The sequence below is a fragment of the Marinobacter sp. genome, from assembly GCF_040882185.1.
Classification (GTDB): domain Bacteria; phylum Pseudomonadota; class Gammaproteobacteria; order Pseudomonadales; family Oleiphilaceae; genus Marinobacter.
On sequence record NZ_JBBEBW010000002.1, the window covers coordinates 382,894 to 401,544 of the forward strand.

Here is an 18,651-nt window from a genome sequence, read left to right on the forward strand (position 1 = left end):
AATGGCTACGGGGAAAAGGTCTCAAACCGGCCTCCGCCCTCCACTGAAGTACTGGGGAATTTGAGTGCTTATCACCAATGTTTTCTTATTTAGCTACAAACCTTAACCAAACCTAATGTGCCATTTCCCGCCGTCTAATCTACGATCAGTAAAACGTATGGGTTATTGACGTACCCGGCCTTTATCTTTAATTCCGTGTGGCAAGGTACCATGTTACAAAAATTCTTCAGTCTCCCAAGAATTCACAAACGCCTCATTTCCCTGGCTTCGGACAGCTTTTTCCTACTGTTCGCTTTGTGGGCGTCGTTTGCTCTTCGTCTGGACCAACAATTCTGGGTGCCCGATTATGGGCAAATAGTGGTGTCGGTTCTCACGGTAGTTTTTACGTTGGTTATTTTTATGCGGCTCGGCCTCTACCGGGCGGTTATTCGCTATCTCAGTGATAAAGCCTTTCTTACCATTATTTATGGTGTGGTTGCCTCCAGCGCGATATTGATTGTACTTGGCTACTTGCTTCAGGTTTTCGTGCCTCGGTCTGTTCCCGTTATTTATGGCGCGCTGGCGTTTATTTTTGTGGGGGGCACTCGCCTGGGCATACGGATGCTGGTTAACCGGCCCCGGCGTCGGGCGAAAGAGGCCGTTGCTATTATTGGTGCCGGAGAAACCGGGCGTCAGCTTGCGCTGGCACTGAGTCAGGGTATGGAGTATGACCCGGTGATTTTCCTGACGTTTGACAAGGGTAACCACAAATCTTTGATCAACGGTGTACCGGTTTTCAGTATCGAGCATATAGAAAAGAACATAACCAAGTTCCGCGTGCGCAGGTTATTGCTGGCGTTGGAGCCGGACACCACGGTTAATCGTCGGGAACTGCTGAAACAGCTTGAGCCGCTGTCGATTCCTGTGCAGACGGTTCCATCCATGTCGGAATTGATAGCCGGCCAGGCCCGCATTAACGATATCCGTGATTTGGAACTGGAAGATCTTCTGGGGCGTGACCCGGTGCGACCGGACAACGCCATGGTGGCGGCCAGTTTGTATGGCAAGGTTGTGATGGTGTCTGGCGCAGGAGGCTCGATTGGTTCAGAACTCTGTCGTCAGATTATCCGCCATCGCCCGAAAGCGTTGGTGTTGTTTGAGCAATCCGAGTACTCCCTGTATGCCATTGAGCGGGAGCTGATTTCGGTTAACAATCTGGAAGGGTTAGGGGTCAAATTGCACCCTCTATTAGGCAGCGTGACCCATCGCCGCCGTTGTGAAGCGGTCATCCGCACTTTTGGCGTCCAGACCATTTACCACGCTGCGGCCTATAAGCATGTTCCGCTGGTTGAGCTTAATGTTATTGAAGGCGTCCAGAATAACGTATTTGGTACCTGGCATATGGCGGAGGCTGCTATTGCGACTGGTGTCGAGCGCTTTGTACTGATTTCCACGGATAAGGCCGTGCGACCCACCAATGTGATGGGTGCGAGCAAGCGCCTGGCTGAATTGGTGCTGCAAGGCCTTGCCCAGCGCCAATCCAAGACCCGGTTCTCGATGGTGCGTTTTGGTAATGTGCTCGGCTCGTCTGGTTCTGTGGTGCCACTGTTTCGGGATCAAATCCGTGATGGCGGGCCGGTGACGGTGACCCACCCGGATATCATCCGGTACTTCATGACCATTCCGGAAGCGAGCCAACTTGTGCTGCAGGCGGGCAGTATGGGGGTTGGAGGGGATGTGTTTGTCCTGAACATGGGAGAGCCGGTGAAGATTGCGGATCTGGCTCGCAAGATGATCCATCTGATGGGTTTGGCAGAGAAAACCGAAGCCATGCCGGATGGCGATATTGAAATCATGTTCTCGGGCCTGCGTCCGGGGGAGAAACTGTTTGAAGAATTGCTGATCGGAGATAACCCCCAGGGCACCGCTCATCCCCGCATCATGATGGCCCGGGAGGCTTCCATGCCATGGAATGAAGTGGAGATTTTGCTTGAGCGCCTTACCCTGGCCAGCCACAATTTTGATTGCCGCCAGGTCGTGGACCTGCTGCGCAATGCCCCGACGGGCTATGCCCCCACCAGTGATATGGCCGATCTGGTGTGGTGCAATGGTACAGTGGAGACCAGGCCACTGGTGGTGGAAGGCAATGGGGAAGGCGTGGTTCGCAGGTTAAATTCCTGAATATATAATCGATAAAAGGTCGCCGGGCTCTTCCGACCTTTCCCTACCTCTCTACCTCAATATACAAGGAGCGACTCCAGTCGCGAAAAGTAACCTCCCGCTTCTGCCATATTGATTGATTCTTTCAGTGAAGTCCGCTAATTTACTGTTTAAATGTACAGTGCATGGACGAACAGTATGGATGGATCCCGAAAAGTCAGCCACGATCAAAATTTCAAAAACCTTATCATCGATTATCCACTCCAAGCCATTGAGCTATTCAGCCCTGAAGAGGCCGGGCGCATCCGCTGGCAAGCGCGTGTTGTTCCATTGCGGCAGGAGCAGTTAAAAGAGCGGCTTGGTGAGCGCTTTCGTGAGCTGGATGTTCCACTGATGGTGGAGTGGCCAGGCGGTCAGCGCGAAGCGCTATTGTTTGTGTTTGAGGAAGAAACCGATCCCCAACGCTTTTCGATACACCGCTTGGCACATTATTGCCTGGATTTATCGGAACTCTGTGAGACCAATCGAGTGGTGCCGGTGGTGATTTTTCTGAACACTTGGGGCAGCGAGCCTGTTCAGTTGAAGCTGGGGGGTGACAGCCATGAGTACCTGAGATTCCAGTACATTCGTTGTGCCCTACAGGAGTTGAATGCCGAAGACTACTGGAACAGCAGCAATCTGATCGCCCGGCTATGTCTGAACCTGATGCAGTGGAAAGCGGATCAGAAGCTGGAAGTATACGCCCGCGCCGTGCGTGGTCTGAGCATGCTGGAGCCAGACCCCGAGAAACAATTGAAGTATATTGACTTCATCGACATCTACTCAGCCCTGGATGATAATGAAATGGAACAATATAAAGCGCAATATCCGCAGGAGAGCAACACCATGGCCACGTTGAGTGAGCGGTTACGAGCGGAAGGTATGCAGCAGGGAATGCAACAGGGTGAAGCTGCCGCTCTGAAAAAGCTGATTAGTCTGAAATACGGCGAGCTTCCCGGCTGGGCCGAAGAGCAAATTCATTCTGCTACTCTTCCGGAACTGGAGATGTGGCTGGAAACTATATTGAGCTCGGATACGTTGGAGACGTTACTGAGTCGGTATTGACGCCCCGGTAGAGCGACTTCAGTCGCGAAAAATGCCCTGCCTGGGCAAGTAATTTGGGTGATGTGATTTTCATTTAGCGGTTTCACATAGGCATTCTGCCAGCGGGACGCTGGCATCAAACAACATGGAGAGTTGCATATGATTGACATCAAACATCACGGCGCCACTTCTGGCGTTACCGGTTCCTGCCATGAATTGCTGGTCGGCGAGTCTGGCATTCTGATTGACTGCGGTCTGTTTCAGGGCGAAGAAGAAAGTAACGGTGCGGGGGCTAATAGCCTTTCTGTTGATTTTCCCATTTCCCATATCTGCGCTCTGGTCGTTACCCACGTCCATATCGATCATGTCGGGCGTATTCCGTATTTGCTCGCGGCAGGCTTCGAAGGTCCGATTATCTGCTCAGAACCATCTGCGGTGATGTTGCCAGAGATTCTGGAGGATGCTCTGAAGATCGGATTTACCCGGGACCGGGCGTTAATCGAACGGGTTCTGGGGTTGATCCGCTCCCGCTTGGTGCCGGTGCCGTATGATCAGTGGCATTCGGTGTTCAGTCATTCAGATGCCGATAAGGGCGAGGTTTCGCTGTCGGTACGTTTGCAACGGGCGGGGCATATTCTGGGATCAGCCTATGTGGAGTGCGAGGCGCGTTCGGGCGAAGCTCTTGAGCGTATCGTGTTCAGCGGCGATCTGGGCGCGCCCCATGCACCGCTGCTGCCCGAGCCAAAGCCTCCCGAGCGTTGTGATCGTTTGGTGATTGAGAGCACCTATGGCGATAAAGACCACGAGAACCGTGAAACCCGCCGCCTGCGCCTGAAAGCAATCCTGGAACATGCTTTGGACGATGGTGGTACCGTGCTGATTCCTGCTTTCAGTATTGGTCGCACCCAAGAGTTGCTCTACGAGATCGAAGGCCTGATTCACGAATTCGGTGAGGCAGAGCCGCTGGACTGGAGTAGGCTTGAAATTGTGGTGGACTCGCCCCTGGCTGCGAATTTCACGGGAATTTATGACCGACTAAAGCATTTTTGGGATGCCGAAGCACTGGAGCGTGTTCAGCAAGGTCGGCATCCATTGTCCTTTGATCAGCTGACGGTTATTGATGACCACAAGGACCACTTGAATGCGGTAGATTATTTGGCCAGAACTCATCGTCCTTGTGTGGTTTTGGCGGGGTCCGGCATGTGTGCTGGCGGCCGGGTGGTTAATTATCTGAAGGCCATGCTGGCTGAACCCCGCAATGACGTTCTGTTTGTGGGCTATCAGGCGGCCGGTACGCCAGGGCGGGATATTCTTCGCTATGGTCCGCGCGGGGGCTGGGTTACGCTGGATAATCGGCGTTATGATATCCGCGCACGTGTTCACCAGGTCGGTGGCTACTCGGCTCATGCGGGGCAATCGGACCTTGTTCGATTTGTGACGGGTATGGCCGGGGTTCCGGCGGAAATTCGCATAGTCCATGGTGATGCGAATGCGAAACAAACTTTAAAAGAATGCTTTAATCAAACAGTATCCGCCCGCGTGTTGATACCCTGATCAGCGGCTCCCTGTATTCAGAGTTGCAGATGAACAAATAGACATGCATTTGACCCCCTGATTGCGTGATAATCCGCACAGACTTATGTCAGCCAGTGATAGTTGAGCATTCAAGAGCCGCTATTTATGGCTGCTATTCATCGAAAGGGAACGAGTTTAATGAAGAATATCGCCGTAATTGGCCTGGGGTATGTTGGGCTGCCTCTGGCCGCAGCGTTTGGTGAGAAGCGCCCCGTGGTGGGTTTTGATATAAATGCAAAGCGTATTAAAGAACTTAGGCAGGGTTTTGATTTTACCCGTGAGGTGTCGGCAGAAGAAATGGCCTTGTCGACCGGTTTGTCTTTTTCAGACGATCTTGAAGATATTCGTGGGTGCCAGATTTATATTGTGACGGTCCCGACACCGATTGATGAGTTTAAAACTCCGGATCTGACGCCGTTGGTTAAGGCCAGTGAGACACTTGGAAAAGTGCTCAAAGCCGGAGATATCGTTATTTATGAATCCACGGTTTACCCGGGTGCCACAGAAGAAGTCTGCGTTCCCATTCTTGAGAAGGTATCAGGGCTGAAGTTCAATCAGGATTTCTATGCTGGTTATAGCCCGGAGCGTATTAATCCGGGTGACAAAGAACACCGTGTTACCTCTATTAAAAAGGTGACCTCTGGCTCCACCCCCGCTATTGCAGAGGAAGTAGATGCTTTATATGCGGGCATTATCACTGCGGGAACCCATAAAGCCAGCTCGATTAAAGTGGCTGAAGCGGCCAAAGTAATTGAAAACACCCAGCGTGATGTGAACATTGCCTTGATGAATGAATTATCGATGATTTTTGCTCGCTTGGGCATTGATACTCACGAAGTGCTTGCCGCGGCAGCCACTAAATGGAACTTTCTTCCGTTCAAGCCGGGTTTGGTTGGTGGGCACTGTATCGGTGTTGACCCCTACTACCTGACTCATAAAGCCCAGGCGGTAGGTTACCATCCGGAAATGATTCTGGCTGGCCGGCGTGTGAATGACAACATGGGTGCTTATGCGGCCTCTGAGTTGATAAAAGCCATGATTAAATCGGGGCAGAAGATCGCCGATGCCCGCGTTCTTATAATGGGGCTTACGTTCAAGGAAAACTGCCCCGACTTGAGGAATACCCGGGTCGTTGATGTTATCCGCGAGCTGGAAGAATTTGGTTGTGATGTGTCGGTGACAGACTGCTGGGCGGATAATGCCGAAGCACAGCATGAATACGGCTTGACGTTAGTAGATAAGCCAGAGAGTGGCGAATATGAAGCTGTCATTATTGCGGTACCGCATCGGGAATACGCTGAAATGACCCCGGTTGAATTCCGGGATTTTCTTAAGCCCAATGGCGTACTTTTCGACTTGAAAGGCGTATTGCCGAGGGGTGGGGCTGATTTGCGATTGTAGATTAGCAATGCCCGGTTATAGGGCAGTTGGGAAATAAATCAGAAGAATTCGCGGTAAATCTTATTTATGCCGATGTGAGGACAGGTAGCCAATGCGCCTGTCTTTTTTATTTTTTGGATTTCCGTTATTTAGTTTTGCTAATAAAAATTGCGATAAAAAAACCGTTGTTCTATTATTGATTTCAGCCAGATAATTGACCCGTCCCCGTTTTTATTTATCTCGGGTGGGGTGCCTTATTCTCGCTTTCATTTCCTCGATACTTTAATGGCTCAAAGGTAATATTCATGGCGAAGATTAACGATTACTATCAGAAAAAACAGCTTATGGAAAAGCTCACGGAAGAACTGCACCAACTCGAGCAGGATAATTCGCTGAAGCGCGAACTTGAGTTTGAAGAAAAGATTCGTAAATTAATGAAAGAGTATGACAAGTCTCCCAAGGATGTATTGCAGGTTCTGGGTGCCATCGATCCCTCAATCAGTGGTGCCAAAGCCGACAGCACCGCAGGTACCCGGCCCAAGCGCCCGCTGAAAACCTATAAAAACCCGAACACCGGTGAAATTGTTAAAACCCGTGGCGGCAATCACAAAACATTAAATGAATGGCGTGAAAAGCACGGCAAAGATAAAGTTCAAAGCTGGCAGCAAGACTAAGCCTCGAAATGTTTATGCAAGGACGATCTCAATGCTCGCAGTGATCCTATCCGGTGGTTCCGGTACCCGTTTATGGCCACTTTCCCGTGAAGCCTATCCCAAGCAGTTCCTGCCGGTGGTTTCTGATGAGACGCTACTGGCGGAGACTATCAGCCGCGGCCTGGCGTTAGGTGACAATGCGCAGGTGATGGCTATCACTAACGAGGAGCATCGTTTTGTGGTGGCCGCTCACTTGCAGAGCCAGGCATCTGGCCGCACCGCGGGTATTATTCTTGAGCCGGTGGGGCGTAACACGGCCCCGGCCATCGCTCTGGCTGCCCTGGCGGCGGCAGAGAGCAACCCGGAAGAACTATTATTGGTTATGCCTTCCGATCACGTGCTACGCAATCTTGAGGCTTTTGGCGAAGCGGTTGCTGTAGGTGCTAAAGCGGCCACAGCGGGCAAGCTGGTAACCTTCGGTGTTGTTCCTGCCTCTCCCCATACCGGTTACGGCTATATTCGTGGCGGCACCAGTCACGGCGGATATTCCGATGTGGCAGCCTTTGTTGAAAAGCCGGATGAAGCCACCGCCCAGCGTTATCTGGATGAGGGCGATTACTTCTGGAATAGCGGCATGTTCCTTTTCCGGGCGGATCGTTACCTGCAGGAGCTGGAAAAACATCAACCGGAGATGCTGGCTGCCTGTCGCAAAGCGTTCAGCGAAAAGAAGGCCGATCTTGATTTCGTACGAGTAGGACGTGAAGCTTTCGAAGCCTGCCCGGATGATTCGATCGACTACGCCGTGATGGAAAAAACCCATGATGCAGTCGTCGTACCCCTTGATGCTGGTTGGAGTGATGTAGGCTCATGGTCCGCACTTTGGGAAATACAGCCCCAGGATGAGCATGGTAACGTTTGCCGGGGAGATGTGATCACCGAAGACGTTCATGGTTCCTACATCCATTCTGAAGGCCGTTTGATTGCTGCCCTTGGGGTGAGTGACCATATCATTGTCGAGACCGACGACGTGGTGCTGGTGGCGGATCGCTCGCGGGTACAGGAAGTCAAGAAACTGGTAGCTCAGGTAAAAGCGCAGGGCCGACAGGAACACCGATTTCACAAGAAGGTTCACCGGCCCTGGGGCACCTATGAGGGCATTGCCATGAGCGATCGCTTTCAGGTGAAACGCATTGTGGTGAACCCGGGCGGAACCTTGTCACTGCAAAAGCACCACCACCGGGCCGAGCATTGGGTGGTGGTAAAGGGTACGGCGAAGGTGACGCGCGGCGAGGATGAGATGCTGCTCACCGAAGATCAGTCCACCTATATTCCATTGGGGGTGACTCATCGCCTGGTGAACCCGGGGGTGATACCGCTGGAGCTGATCGAAGTGCAAACCGGTAGCTATCTGGGTGAGGACGATATTGTTCGCTTTCAGGATACTTACAACCGGGTGTGAGTTCGGTCTGAATGACTGATATAGAATGACCAAAACACCGCCAGGAAGGCGGCCTATAGAATAGATGATAACAGGGAGATGTTATGGAAGACTGGCAAGGATGCCTGAGCCCCCTCTGCCAAACTGCGCTTCAGCACGCGAAAAAGCATGTGCTGGACCGGGGCGGCCTCGCAATTACTGTAGAAGACTACTTGCTGGCCTTAATAGACAGCGATCTGTCGATCACTTCGTTTCTCCGTCGTCGTGGTGTGGATATTGATGAACTGACCCGTACGGTCCAGTGCGAGCAACCCATTGTGACTGCTGTTAATGGTGAGGGCCTGTTGTCTTCCCAGATTCGGTATTGGTTTGCCACTGCAAGAGAGCTTTCCCAAGCCCCGTGGATTGATTGGCCGCTGTTGCTGAAAACCCTGGTTAATGGTGCCGACAGACTGGCGGGTAAGGCCTATGTGGCCGTGCTCGAACAGGTGGATCATTGGCCGTTTGAAGAAATGCTGGAATCGGCTGGGGAGCAGGTTCCGCCTGCGGCGATTGACGTGCCTGCGGTGATCACCGACGCAACGTGGCTGCAGCTGGCTGAAGACGTTGCGGTAGCCCTTTCAGCTTGGCCCAGGGACATTGTTTGGGTTACCGGTCCGCCAGGCTGCGGGAAAACCAGTTGGCTGCAATCCCTGACAGGGCTTCTGGACCAAGGCTTCATTATGCTGGATCTGCGGCGGGAGGCGGACATCATGGCCTCTGGGTTGGACGCATACTCTGCTGCCAAAGGCGCTCCGCGGCAACCGGTATTGATCCTTGATAATATTTCCCCAGCGGATGTTGCAGTGCTGATGGCTGATCACCAGAGCGTCGCCAGCCAACTGATTCCCGCCCATGATGGCGCTATTCTGTTACTCAGTGATGGCGAGAGCGATAAGGGTGTGAATGAACTGGAAGCCCGTACCGGCAGGCGCCTGTCGAAAATTACCATGCCCTCTGCCAACAGTTTCCAGAATCTGGCGATCCTGTCCGCGCATCAATCGGTCATCGAAAGTCAGTGGAATGTCGAGCTCACACTCGCTGCACTGCGTTTTGCATCTTCAGCCGCCGGTTGCGTTGGCGTCAATCGCGAACGGGTACTCACACCAGGAGAGTTGATTGGTTGGGTCTCTCAGGCCTCAGCCAGGGTTGCCCTGGTCGCGGAGCGAGGGTTCATGGATAGTCGACGCCTGGCCGTGGAGATGCAAACTCTGCAACAACAGCTGCTGGTGGCTATCGCCAGGGACCAGCCCACACGCGAGTTGAACGCGATGCTGGGGCAAAAATCCATTGAGCGTGCAGCTACAGAAGTAAACTGGCATGAGCGACGCGAAGCAGGCACCCTGCGACAGGTGACAGTGGATGATTTAAAGTACGAGCTCACACGCTGAATACCAAACCCCGGGAGATGCTCCGAGTGCAGGATCTGGAAATTTACATTCGTGACCTGAAGCCCAATGGCCTTACAGGCTGGCTAAAGAACCATCTTGATGAGTTGTCTCTGACGGATGAGGTGGTTACCGGGAAGGCGATTGTGGGCGCAGGGCGATATCAGGGAGAGCATGTGCAAATAAGCGTGTATCCGGGAGCTTTTGGAAAACGTTTTACCTGCCTGATACTGGAGGGCGCGGACTTGCCCTGGTCAACCGATCTCGATACCGCCCGTAGCGCCTGGCGCGCGATGGAAACAGAAATCAGATGCAGCCCTGGTGACTGGAAAGAAGGTGACCCGGTGGAAGAAGAAAAATGGTGGCGTCTTGATGAGCGTGGTGAACAGAGAGTTATCTGGAATTAGGGCGAACATGTCAGAGGCATCCCAAGGTTCGAGATGCCTCTTTATACTCGGTTTTACCCGCGATTCAATCGCTCAAAATAGAGACGTTATCCGCCTGCAGGCCCTTATCGGCCTCCACCACGGTGAACCGGACCAATTGACCCTGCCGCAAAACCCGGCGTCCACGGCCACGAATCGCGCGGAAGTGAACAAACACTTCGTCGCCGCTGTCACGCACGATAAAACCAAAACCTTTCTTGACGTTGAACCACTTGACGGTGCCATCTTCATCACCTTCCGGACTGTCGTCGTCGTAGTCTGCGTCGTCTTCGTCATCATAAGTATCGTTGCTCTGTGCGGGTGCAGCGGGACGATGGGGCGATTTAGCAGAGGTATGCGTACGCGCAGGTGCAGAGGCTTTACGCTGGGCAAAGGCGACGGTAAGAAAACCGACAATGCCGAACAAAGTAAAGGCTATAACGTAGGCGCCAATGCCTTGGGCGCTGCCAAGAACAAATGTCGTGCTGTCTGCCAGTTCACTTGAACCGGATTGGGAAAGAACCTGGAAAATTTCCGGTGTGAGGTTCAGCAGTAAAAAACCAAGAACAAAAGGTGCGGGAATTGCGATCAGAATGGCTAAAAGGATCGCTTTAGCTGGGTTACGCATTGACGAGGTACTCTCCGTTAATCAACAAAAACAATAAAAACTGCATATCAGGTAAACTTGGAGAATCAAAAAGCTCCCCTGACTACACAGTCGATGAAAACCGTCTTACTCACCGCATACACGGAATAAGCCGACGACGGAAAAGCGGCATGATACCAGATAATCCCAAACCCTGACCAAGGAACCTCTTCCCATTTCAGGAAGCGGCCAGACGGGACACTAGACCACGAGATCAAAAGCACCATGGATAAAGACCGAATAGAAGCACGACTGGACGAACTCGAAACCAGGCTGGCCTTTCAGGACGACACCATCAACGCCCTGAACCAGCAGGTGGCTCAGCAGGAGCTGGATATTCGCAAGTTATGGGAAGCCAAACAGCACCTCAACAAGCAACTTTCACAAATTTCGCCTTCAAACATCCGAAGCGAAGAAGAGGAAGCCCCACCGCCGCATTATTGAAATTTGCGATGTCTCAGCGAACCCCTCCCCATACGCAAGGAGCGACTTGAGTCGCGAAGCTTGAAGATACCTGCGAGAGAGGTCGCGGTTGAAACCGCTCTACTTTGCGATGCTTTAGGTTAATAGCTCGATCAACATGCGTTCGTAGATCGCAGACAGCGTATCCAGGTCTTCTGCTTTCACGCATTCGTCGATTTTATGGATGGTGGCGTTGATGGGGCCGAGTTCGACTACCTGAGCTCCGGTCGGTGCGATGAATCGTCCGTCGGAGGTGCCGCCGGAGGTAGAGAGCTGAGTGTCGCGGCCGGTGACGGCTTTGATAGCGGTTTGGGCGGCATCTACCAGGGCGCCTCTGTCGGTGAGAAAGGGCTCGCCGCTCAGATGCCACTGAGTGTCGTATTTGCAGCCGTGGCTGTCCAGGATATCGAGCACACGTTTCTTCAGGGTGTCGGCGGTGTTTTCGGTGCAGTAGCGGAAGTTGAAGTGCACCAGCATTTCTCCCGGAATCACGTTGCTGCCGGTACCCGCTTCGACCCGGGTGATCTGGAAGGTAGTGGCCGGGAAGAATTCGTTGCCCTGGTCCCATTGTTCGTTGGCCAGTGCGGTTAAGGCCGGAGTTGCCGTGTGAACGGGGTTTTCTGCCAGGTGCGGGTAAGCCACATGGCCCTGGATACCCTTTACCGTCAGGTAGCCATGCAGTGAGCCGCGGCGGCCATTCTTGATGACATCTCCCACTTCGAGAGTGCTGGATGGCTCGCCAATCAGACACCAATCCATTTTCTCATTTCGGGCCTCCAGCGCCTGCACCACTTTGACGGTTCCGCTATGGGCAGGACCTTCTTCATCGCTGGTAATCAACAGGGCGATAGAGCCCTTGTGGTCTGGATGCTTGGCCACAAATCGCTCGCAAGCCGTGACAAAGGCCGCCAGGCTGCCTTTCATATCGGCAGCGCCGCGGCCAAACAGGTAACCCTCATGTATGGAAGCTTCAAACGGGGGGTGAGCCCAGTTCTTCTCCGGACCGGTGGGAACTACATCGGTGTGGCCAGCAAATGCCAGCACCGGGCCGCTCGCGCCTTTACGTGCCCACAAATTGTCGACCTCGCCAAAGCGCATGGACTCACCTATAAATCCCAACGGCGACAGGCGGGACATCATCAATGCCTGGCAACCCTCGTCATCCGGTGTCACCGACCGGCGCTGGATCAGGTTTATGGCGAGATCTAGAGTGGGGGAGTTGGGCATTTAATTGGTTTTCCAGATAGCGTGAGGTGGAATCTGCGTCGTCCCTGACGCAGTGGGCTGATATTTTCTTGCGCAACAGATCAGTTGTTAGCGTGCAACTGCTCGTTCAGTTCAACGGCGGTGCGATTGGTCTTGCACTCCACGGCGCCGGTCTGGGAATTGCGGCGGAACAACAGGTCCGGTTTGCTGGCAAGGTCGCGGGCCTTGACGATTTCTACCAGCACGTTCTTGTCATCCAGCAGCGCTACTTTGGTGCCAGCGGTGATGTACAGGCCTGCTTCGACGGTGCTGCGATCTCCCAGCGGGATGCCGATACCGGAGTTGGCACCGATCAGACAGTTTTCGCCCACGGAGATGATGATGTTGCCGCCGCCGGAAAGTGTGCCCATGGTGGAGCAGCCACCACCCAGATCAGAACCCTGTCCCACCATTACACCTGCCGAAATCCGGCCTTCGATCATGCTGGTACCTTCGGTGCCAGCGTTGAAGTTGATGAAACCTTCGTGCATAACGGTAGTGCCTTCGCCCACGTAGGCGCCGAGACGTACTCGGGCAGTGTCGGCGATGCGAACACCTTTGGGCACTACGTAGTCCGTCATCTGCGGGAATTTGTCGACCGATTTCACTTCCAGGATGCGGCCTTCAAGGCGTGCCTGAAGCTGGCGGCCCGGAAGTTCGTTCAGATCAACCGCGCCTTCGTTGGTCCAGGCCAGATTGGGTAGCTGGCCGAAGATGCCGTCCAGCTTCAGACCGTGGGGTTTGGCCAGGCGATGGGAAATCAGGTGAAGTTTGAGGTATACCTCGGGCGTGCTGGATGCAGTGTCATCGGTTTCCAGCAGTGTCACCACCACAGGGCGGTGGCTGCCTGCTGCCTGCTTCGCGAGCCCGGCCTGATCATTCTGGCCGCTTTCTGCGAGGGCGGCCGATAGCTCGGATAACTGCGCGGCCGTAGCCTGAAACGCCTGATTGCCACCCTTGTAATCCAGTATATTACGCGCTGCCTCTGCCAGACTTGCCTCAGGCTTCAGCACCGGCTGCTGGTAGTATACTTCCAGCCATTCGCCCTGTTTGTTCTGGGTTCCGATACCAATTCCGAATGCAAAACTCATAGCCGGGGTTGCTCCTCAATCGTTAGATAAATATGGGTCTGTTTTTGATGGCAATTTGGTCTGCGGCAGGCTGCTTCAGAAGCGCTTTGCCCATTCGTCAGCGTTAAAACCCACCAGTATGTCATCGCTTTGTTCAACCACCGGCCGTTTGATAATGGACGGGTTATCGAGCATCACGTCATGGGCCGACTGGGGATTCATGGTATCACGAACCTCGTCGGGCAATTTGCGCCAGGTGGTGCCACGACGATTGAGTAACGTTTCCCATCCGACCGCGCGTTCCCAGCGTTCGAGCAATTCGGCGGTCAGGCCGTCTTTTTTGAAATCGTGGAAGTCATAGGCTACGCCGGACTCATCCAGCCATTGACGGGCTTTTTTCACGGTGTCGCAATTTTTGATGCCGTACAGTTTCATGACCGTTCAAACCCTTTCACAAACGTTACGATGCGGTGGGCGGCTTCGACACACTCTTCCAGCGGCGCCACCAGGGCCATTCTCACCCGGTTCTCGCCGGGGTTGTAGCCAGCTACCGAGCGTGAGAGATAACGCCCGGGGAGCACATGGACATTCTGTTGTGCGGACAGCTCCCTGGCGAAGGTTTCATCGTCTATACCCGGGGTTTCTGGCCAGAGATAAAAGCCTGCGTCCGGAAAATCCACGTTCATAACCTGCTGAAGAATGGGAACCACGGCCTCGAATTTTGCACGATAGGCTGCTCGATTTTCACGAACGTGGTCCTCGTCCTGCCAGGCAGCAATGCTGGCCAACTGATGCTGAACCGGCATAGCGGAGCCATGATAGGTGCGATAGCGCAGGTAGTCTTTCAAAATACCGGCGTCTCCGGCCACAAAACCGGAACGCATGCCAGGCAGGTTGCTGCGCTTGGACAGGCTATGAAAAACGATGCAGCGCGCGTAGTCGTCCCTGCCAAGGGCAGCGCAGGCCTGCAGCAGGCCCTCTGGCGGGCGGCTCTCGTCTGGATACAGTTCCGAGTAGCATTCATCGGAGGCGACCACGAAGTCGTGCCGGTCCGCGAGGTCGATCACTTGGGCCAGGGTTTCCCGGGAAATAACCGCGCCACTAGGATTGCCCGGTGAGCACAGAAACAGGATCTGACAGTCTTTCCAGACTGGTTCCGGCACAGCGCCAAAATCCGGCACGAAGCCATTGCTGCCGTCACAGGCAAGGTAATGAGGTGTTGCGCCGGCGAGCAGGGCGGCGCCTTCGTATATCTGATAAAACGGGTTAGGGCTGACGACAACCGCGGGTTTGGTGTTATCTATCAACGCCTGAACCAGCGAAAAGATGCCTTCGCGAGTGCCGTTCACCGGCACCACATGAGCTTCCGCTGTCAGTGTGCCAGCGGTCAGCTTGAAGCGACCTGTGGCCCAGTTTGCGATAGTCTCTCGCAGTTCGGGCATGCCGCCGGTGGTGGGGTAGTTCGCGAGCCGGTCGAGATTCTCCGCAATCACCTGTTTAACGAAAGCCGGTGACGGGTGCTTGGGTTCGCCAATACCCAGTGAAATCGCTGACAAATCTTGCCGCGGCACAACACCGGCTTTGAGTTTTGCCAGCTTCTCAAATGGATAGGGATGAAGGCGGGACAGATTCGGGTTCATTGGGTATCGTCCAGCATGGTGCATAAATCCTGTTGCAGTGCCTGGCAAATTGCCGGATCACTGATCGCGTCGCCGTGCTCGTCGGTAACAAAGAAGACGTCTTCCACGCGTTCGCCAAGGGTGGCGATTTTAGCATTGGTCAGCTTGACCCGGTGCTCGAGCAATACCCGGCCGACTCTCGCCAGCAGGCCGGGCCGATCCGGGGTGACGACCTCAATGACGGTGCGCTGGTTGTAGGTATCATTGGAGAGGGTCACCTCAGTCGGGAACGCAAAATGCTTCAGCTGTCTGGGCGTTCGCCGATGAATGATGTCCGGATAATCATCCGGATCATCCAGTTCCTCAATCAGTCGTTTTCGGACGCGGTCTTTGCGGTCTGGGTCATTGCCCAGAGGCTGGCCCTGTTCATCCAGCACCACATAGGCACTGATGGAGTAGGGGCCTTCGCTTGAACTGATGCGGGCGTCGACGATGTTCAGGTTCAGTTGCTCAAGCACTGCAGTCGTTGCGGCGAACAGTGCTACCCGGTCTTTGACGTAGATTATGATCTGGGAATAGCCGTCTGACGGCCCCCCTCTGGTGTCGCGGATCAGTACCAGAGGGTCCGGGTCATTGCCATGGCGAATGATCGCAGCCGTTTGCCAGGCGATATCAACGGTGGAGTCCTGCAGGAAGTATTCCTCATCCAGGGTGTCCCACACATTATCAATCTGCTCGTCGCTCATGTTCTGGGCATGCAGGATTTCCCGAGCCTCAGACTGGGTCGCACGGACCCACTCCTGGCGATCAACCGGTGTTTCGGTGCCACGACGCAAAGCCAGTTTGGTTTCGATGTAAAGCTGCCTCAGCAGCGATGCGCGCCAGGTGTTCCAGAGTTTTGGGTTGGTCGCGCTGATATCGCACACGGTCATCACGTAGAGGTAGTCCAGGTGCACATGACTGGGGACCGCACGGGCAAACTCGTGAATGATGTCCGGGTCTGAAATGTCCTTGCGTTGCGCCGTCATTGACATCAGCAGATGATTTTCCACCAGCCACGCAATCAGTTGGGTGTCGCGGGCGCTAAGGTGGTGACGCTTGCAGAACGCTTCAGCATCCACTGCCCCCAACTCCGAGTGGTCACCGCCTCGTCCCTTGGCCACGTCGTGATAAATACCGGCGATGTAGAGCACTTCCAGTTTCGGCAGGCGATGAATCAGGCGTGAAGCGAGCGGGAAGTCGTTGCGTGCTTCCTGGGTACCAAGCCGGACCATATTCCGGATCACCCGCAAGGTATGGGCGTCGACGGTGTATATATGGAACAGGTCGTATTGCATCTGCCCGATGATGTCGCCGAACTCGGGCAGGTAGCGACCCAGTACATTGTACTTCTTCATGTGCGACAGGGTCTGGTCCAGTTCATGGGGCGTTTTCAGCAACTCCATAAACAATGAGGTGACAGCCAGATCGGAGCGGAACGCGTCGTCAATGAGATGGCGGTGAGCCCGCAGCGAACGGATGGTCGTTGCCCGGATTCCCTTGATCTCCGGGTGCTGGGCCATCAACACAAAAATTTCCAGGATCGCATAGGGCGCGTAGGCGAAAACCTGATTATTGACCGCCTCTATATAGTTGTTGCGGGTCTGAAACCGCTTGTTCAGGGGACGGATGTCTTCCTGGCCTTCGGTGTCCAGAATCGCCTCGTCGTAATACTGAAGAATGACGTCGGCCAGCTCGGCGAGTGAGAGCACGGTGCGGTAATAGGCCTGCATCATCAGCTCAACACCGAGACGCTTGCCTTCATCCTTATATCCCAGCATTTGTGCCAGGGCGCGCTGATGATCGAACAGCAGGCGGTTTTCGTTCCGGTCAGCAATCAATTGCAGCCCGTAGCGAAGCTGCCAGAGAAAGGTCTCGCCCTGGAGCAAGATCTGGTATTCCTCTTCCGTCAGAATGCTGAAACGGGTGAGATCCGCAATGCTTTGCAGGCCAAAGTGGCGCTTGGTAATCCAGCCGATGGTCTGGATGTCTCTCAGTGCACCGGGCGAGCCTTTAACGTTAGGTTCCAGGTTATATTCGGTGTCGCCGTATTTCTGATGTCGCCGCTTCTGTTCTTCACGTTTGGCGATAAAGTAATCCCGGTCGGTGCTGACACTGTCACCGTAGACAGCTTCGCTCAGGGTCGCCCGAAGTTCATCAGGGCCTGCAATAGTGCGGGTTTCCAATAGATTGGTGAGGATAGTGACATCCTCACGGGCGGCCTGTTTGCTCTCTGCGATACTACGGACGCTGTGCCCGATATCGAGCCTTAAATCCCAAAGCAGGGTGACAAAGGCGCTCAGGTCTTCCTGCCAAACTTCGCGGACCCCGTCCCGGGTCAGGATCAGTAAGTCGATATCAGAATGGGGGTGCAGCTCTCCGCGGCCATAGCCACCCACCGCGACCAGCGAGATATCGCCCAACTCAGCAAACGGATATCGGGACCAGACCAAGCGCAATACCTGATCCACTGTGTCAGCCCGGCGACGCACCAAATCCCGCACGTCAGCCCCCTGCTTAAAGGCCTCTGCATCCGCGGTGTATGCCGCTTGCAGCAGTTCCCTTGCAGCTACAATGGGCGACAACTCACTGCGGATGCGGGACTCCAGGGCGGCTTCGGTCACTAGAACGACTCTTCTGAGCGTTTTGTCAGCACTTCATAGCCGTCTGCAGTTACAAGGATGGTGTGCTCCCACTGGGCAGACAATTTGTGATCCTTGGTGACTACCGTCCAGTCATCCGGCAACAATTTACAGTCTTTTTTGCCCTGGTTGATCATTGGCTCGATGGTGAAGGTCATGCCTTCTTTCAGTTCAAGACCGGTGCCGGGGCGACCGTAATGCATGACCTGAGGCTCCTCGTGGAAGACCCGGCCAATGCCGTGGCCGCAATACTCCCGGACCACGGAATATCGGTTCTTCTCGGCATGCTGTTGGATAACATGGCCGATATCGCCCAGGCGGGCACCGGGTTTGACTAACTCCATACCTTTATAGAGGCATTCCTGGGTAATGCGTACCAGTCGTTCCGCTGCGATCTTGGGCTCGCCGACCAAGAACATCTTGCTGGTGTCGCCGTGGTATTCATCTTTTATCACGGTCACATCAATGTTGAGAATGTCGCCGCTTTTGAGGGTTTTTTTCTCACTGGGGATGCCGTGACAGATAACATGGTTCACGGAAGTACAGATTGACTTCGGAAACCCCTTGTAGTTCAGCGGGGCCGGAATGGCCTGCTGGACATTGACAATGTAGTCGTGACAGATGCGGTCGAGTTCTTCTGTGGTCACGCCGACCTTCACATGCTCGCCAATCATCTCGAGCACCTCAGCGGCCAGGCGACCGGCAACGCGCATTTTCTCTATCTCTTCCGGGGTCTTGATCGATACCTGCATGGGAAATCCCGTTGACTTGAATCAGTCGCTCATTTTAGGGGGCAGGCGGCTGAGGT

The 18,651-nt window shown here is 54.2% G+C and carries 16 protein-coding genes; 9 read left to right on the forward strand and 7 right to left on the reverse strand.

Annotated features, from left to right (window positions below; genetic code table 11):
- Positions 1-210: 210 nt before the first annotated feature.
- From WEB64_RS02885 to WEB64_RS02920, 8 genes are all read left to right on the forward strand, one after another.
- Entirely contained in the window at positions 211-2,160 is a 1,950-nt protein-coding gene (locus tag WEB64_RS02885; protein WP_368061879.1) for a polysaccharide biosynthesis protein, read from the forward strand.
- 177 nt (positions 2,161-2,337) lie between these two features.
- Positions 2,338-3,243: a hypothetical protein gene (locus tag WEB64_RS02890; RefSeq protein WP_368061878.1), complete on the forward strand. Its 906-nt coding sequence runs from the start codon at positions 2,338-2,340 to the stop codon at positions 3,241-3,243.
- A gap of 138 nt (positions 3,244-3,381) precedes the next feature.
- Entirely contained in the window at positions 3,382-4,776 is a 1,395-nt protein-coding gene (locus WEB64_RS02895; protein WP_368061877.1) for an MBL fold metallo-hydrolase RNA specificity domain-containing protein, read from the forward strand.
- Positions 4,777-4,935: 159 nt separating this feature from the next.
- A complete protein-coding gene (tviB, locus tag WEB64_RS02900; protein WP_368061876.1) occupies positions 4,936-6,198 on the forward strand; it encodes a Vi polysaccharide biosynthesis UDP-N-acetylglucosamine C-6 dehydrogenase TviB in 1,263 nt (420 codons plus the stop codon).
- A 284-nt stretch (positions 6,199-6,482) separates the two neighbouring features.
- Positions 6,483-6,851 (forward strand): histone-like nucleoid-structuring protein, MvaT/MvaU family, encoded by a 369-nt coding sequence (locus tag WEB64_RS02905; RefSeq protein WP_368061875.1) that lies wholly within the window; start codon positions 6,483-6,485, stop codon positions 6,849-6,851.
- A gap of 31 nt (positions 6,852-6,882) precedes the next feature.
- Positions 6,883-8,289: a mannose-1-phosphate guanylyltransferase/mannose-6-phosphate isomerase gene (locus WEB64_RS02910; RefSeq protein ID WP_368061874.1), complete on the forward strand. Its 1,407-nt coding sequence runs from the start codon at positions 6,883-6,885 to the stop codon at positions 8,287-8,289.
- 83 nt (positions 8,290-8,372) lie between these two features.
- A complete protein-coding gene (locus tag WEB64_RS02915; protein WP_368061873.1) occupies positions 8,373-9,698 on the forward strand; it encodes a hypothetical protein in 1,326 nt (441 codons plus the stop codon).
- A 26-nt stretch (positions 9,699-9,724) separates the two neighbouring features.
- Positions 9,725-10,102: a hypothetical protein gene (locus WEB64_RS02920; protein WP_368061872.1), complete on the forward strand. Its 378-nt coding sequence runs from the start codon at positions 9,725-9,727 to the stop codon at positions 10,100-10,102.
- 64 nt (positions 10,103-10,166) lie between these two features.
- Here the strand turns inward: WEB64_RS02920 and WEB64_RS02925 are convergent, their stop codons facing one another.
- Entirely contained in the window at positions 10,167-10,748 is a 582-nt protein-coding gene (locus WEB64_RS02925; protein WP_368061871.1) for a cold-shock protein, read from the reverse strand.
- A 243-nt stretch (positions 10,749-10,991) separates the two neighbouring features.
- Here WEB64_RS02925 and WEB64_RS02930 point away from each other — a divergent pair, with 243 nt between their 5' ends.
- Positions 10,992-11,210, forward strand: a complete 219-nt coding sequence (locus WEB64_RS02930) for a SlyX family protein (RefSeq protein ID WP_368061870.1) — start codon at positions 10,992-10,994, stop codon at positions 11,208-11,210.
- A 114-nt stretch (positions 11,211-11,324) separates the two neighbouring features.
- Here WEB64_RS02930 and dapE read toward each other — a convergent pair whose 3' ends face one another.
- From dapE to map, 6 genes are all read right to left on the reverse strand, one after another.
- Complete coding sequence (gene dapE, locus WEB64_RS02935; protein ID WP_368061869.1) at positions 11,325-12,455, reverse strand: succinyl-diaminopimelate desuccinylase; 1,131 nt, start codon at positions 12,453-12,455, stop codon at positions 11,325-11,327.
- Positions 12,456-12,535: 80 nt separating this feature from the next.
- A complete protein-coding gene (gene dapD, locus WEB64_RS02940; protein ID WP_368061868.1) occupies positions 12,536-13,564 on the reverse strand; it encodes a 2,3,4,5-tetrahydropyridine-2,6-dicarboxylate N-succinyltransferase in 1,029 nt (342 codons plus the stop codon).
- 75 nt (positions 13,565-13,639) lie between these two features.
- The gene (locus WEB64_RS02945) at positions 13,640-13,978 is read right to left on the reverse strand and encodes an ArsC family reductase (protein ID WP_368061867.1); all 339 of its coding nucleotides are present in this window, start codon (positions 13,976-13,978) and stop codon (positions 13,640-13,642) included.
- Complete coding sequence (dapC, locus tag WEB64_RS02950; protein ID WP_368061866.1) at positions 13,975-15,183, reverse strand: succinyldiaminopimelate transaminase; 1,209 nt, start codon at positions 15,181-15,183, stop codon at positions 13,975-13,977. Before dapC ends, WEB64_RS02945 begins: the two co-directional genes overlap by 4 nt.
- Positions 15,180-17,825: a [protein-PII] uridylyltransferase gene (locus WEB64_RS02955; RefSeq protein WP_368061865.1), complete on the reverse strand. Its 2,646-nt coding sequence runs from the start codon at positions 17,823-17,825 to the stop codon at positions 15,180-15,182. The genes dapC and WEB64_RS02955 overlap by 4 nt, the downstream gene beginning before the upstream one ends.
- Positions 17,825-18,595, reverse strand: coding sequence for a type I methionyl aminopeptidase (gene map / locus WEB64_RS02960; RefSeq protein WP_368061864.1), 771 nt, complete (start codon positions 18,593-18,595; stop codon positions 17,825-17,827). The genes WEB64_RS02955 and map overlap by 1 nt, the downstream gene beginning before the upstream one ends.
- Positions 18,596-18,651: the final 56 nt, after the last annotated feature.

Coding starts and splice junctions, on each gene's coding strand:
- WEB64_RS02885 (WP_368061879.1), top strand. CDS start 211: ATGTTACAAAAATTCTTCAGTCTCCCAAGAATTCACAAACGCCTCATT.
- WEB64_RS02890 (WP_368061878.1), top strand. CDS start 2,338: ATGGATGGATCCCGAAAAGTCAGCCACGATCAAAATTTCAAAAACCTT.
- WEB64_RS02895 (WP_368061877.1), top strand. CDS start 3,382: ATGATTGACATCAAACATCACGGCGCCACTTCTGGCGTTACCGGTTCC.
- tviB (WP_368061876.1), top strand. CDS start 4,936: ATGAAGAATATCGCCGTAATTGGCCTGGGGTATGTTGGGCTGCCTCTG.
- WEB64_RS02905 (WP_368061875.1), top strand. CDS start 6,483: ATGGCGAAGATTAACGATTACTATCAGAAAAAACAGCTTATGGAAAAG.
- WEB64_RS02910 (WP_368061874.1), top strand. CDS start 6,883: ATGCTCGCAGTGATCCTATCCGGTGGTTCCGGTACCCGTTTATGGCCA.
- WEB64_RS02915 (WP_368061873.1), top strand. CDS start 8,373: ATGGAAGACTGGCAAGGATGCCTGAGCCCCCTCTGCCAAACTGCGCTT.
- WEB64_RS02925 (WP_368061871.1), bottom strand. CDS start 10,748: ATGCGTAACCCAGCTAAAGCGATCCTTTTAGCCATTCTGATCGCAATT.
- WEB64_RS02930 (WP_368061870.1), top strand. CDS start 10,992: ATGGATAAAGACCGAATAGAAGCACGACTGGACGAACTCGAAACCAGG.
- dapE (WP_368061869.1), bottom strand. CDS start 12,455: ATGCCCAACTCCCCCACTCTAGATCTCGCCATAAACCTGATCCAGCGC.
- dapD (WP_368061868.1), bottom strand. CDS start 13,564: ATGAGTTTTGCATTCGGAATTGGTATCGGAACCCAGAACAAACAGGGC.
- WEB64_RS02945 (WP_368061867.1), bottom strand. CDS start 13,978: ATGAAACTGTACGGCATCAAAAATTGCGACACCGTGAAAAAAGCCCGT.
- dapC (WP_368061866.1), bottom strand. CDS start 15,183: ATGAACCCGAATCTGTCCCGCCTTCATCCCTATCCATTTGAGAAGCTG.
- map (WP_368061864.1), bottom strand. CDS start 18,595: ATGCAGGTATCGATCAAGACCCCGGAAGAGATAGAGAAAATGCGCGTT.